General features: G+C 34.3%; 1 protein-coding gene. It reads right to left on the bottom strand.

Annotation, left to right across the window (positions count from 1 at the left end):
• Positions 1-24: 24 nt before the first annotated feature.
• A complete protein-coding gene (gene istA, locus GW12_RS00845) occupies positions 25-1,503 on the bottom strand; it encodes an IS21 family transposase (protein ID WP_227504112.1) in 1,479 nt (492 codons plus the stop codon).
• Between the last annotated feature and the right edge of the window lie 275 nt (positions 1,504-1,778).

Below are 1,778 nucleotides of genomic sequence, written 5' to 3' on the forward strand. Positions count from 1 at the left end.
AAAAAATAATCAAAACTTTTAAAATCATATAGTTATGAAATCTTTGTGCAACAAAGCCTTTTTGAGTACATACAATAGGTCTGTAACTGCTAATAGATTATATTTTAATGCATACTCACAAGCCTGATTAAGGACAGAATCAAGCCTATTTTCTAAAATATAATCTCTAAGCTTATTTAAAGACTTAATATTACGAGCGAGTTGCTTGGACTTATTTAGAATTTGTTCCACAAACTCATAAACATAGTTTCCAAGAGATTTAGCCCACTGCTTAATACTTGCTGGGCTTAAAGTATTATAAAGCCTATGATTGGCTGGCATATGCTCGTCTAGAATACTTGCTTGACCATAACCCTCTAATAAACTGTGTGAAGTAATTAATTCATTCTCATAATAGAATTGCACTTCATGACTTGTAACACCGATATCTAACTTCTTACCTATCAGAGTATAAGGAACAGAATAAATATTCCCATCAATGGTGAACTGATAAAACTCTGAAACGGTTTGTTGAAATATCCATTTTGAAAAAGGATATGGATGTTTAGGTAGTGCAAGTAATTCATTTTTTTCAAATCGATGAAAACGATCTGATCGACTTTCAGGAAAACGCTTAGTGACACCATTGTTGATTCTATCAACTTCTACATCGATAGCTTTTTGCAATTCTTCAAGTGAGAAAAATTTTCTTTCTCTTAATTTAACCAAGACAGAACGTTGGATAATTTGAACACAAACCTCTGCTAGCCCTTTGTCCTTGGGAGTACGTGGGCGAGTATTCAGAATTGCAAAATCATGATAGTCCGCAAATTGTTCAAATGTTTTATTGAAAACCGTTCCATTACGCCCTGTTTTAATAACAGCCGCTTTCAGATTATCTGTGATTACTTCTCTAGGAACACCACCTATACGATTAAAAGTGGCTGTGAAACATTTTAACCAGTCATGTGTTTGTTGAGTTTCGGCTGCAATCACAGTGATTAAACTTGAAGCACCCAATACACCTACAAAGATTTGAACATTCCTCACCTGGCCTGAATTAATGTCGTGAATTGGCATTGTTTTACCACAAAAGTCGACAAGCAATGTCTGACCAGCAGTATAATGTTGGCGCATAGAGGGGTGTAATTTTTTCAACCACTGTTTATACAACTTCATAAATCGAGAATAAGAAACACCTTCTGGCTCTGTTTCTTTGAACTCAATCCACAATTGCTTAAGTGTCATATCTCTGATCTTCATTTGATCATTGATATATGTAAAGTCTGGTAGCGGTTTGCACTTCATGATATTTCTTGCAACACCTGTTTGCACAACATCTACAAACTCTTGATTAGATGCTTTCAACACCTCAGCAATAGGTATTTCAATTTCATTTAATTTTTTAGCAATAACACCAACTGTTGTTGGAGACACATTAACTCTTTTTGCAATTTGGCGATGTGTATTACCTTGCGCCAAGAACTCACAAATTTTTCTTTGTACTACAACAGGTATTTTCATTTGAAAACTCCCAAAATCAAATAAATGGATAAAGGGAGAAAGAGCAAGCATTTTGCTTTATTGACTTTAAAAAAGTAATTGAACAAAATACTAAGCGTGTCGGTACTCAAAGACACTTTTCAATGGCTCATGTTCGAGCATGAGTCATTGATCTTTCTCCATAGATAAAACGCCAATCTCAACTTTAAATAAGCTTTTCAAATTGAATCGGCGAATAACCACATTTTCAAGACACTTCGATAAGTGATAAAAAAATTGCTGTTCGTCTTTTTGAA

Origin of the sequence: Acinetobacter sp. HR7 (genome assembly GCF_000773685.1) — a bacterium.
Taxonomy (GTDB): Bacteria; Pseudomonadota; Gammaproteobacteria; order Pseudomonadales; family Moraxellaceae; genus Acinetobacter; species Acinetobacter thermotolerans.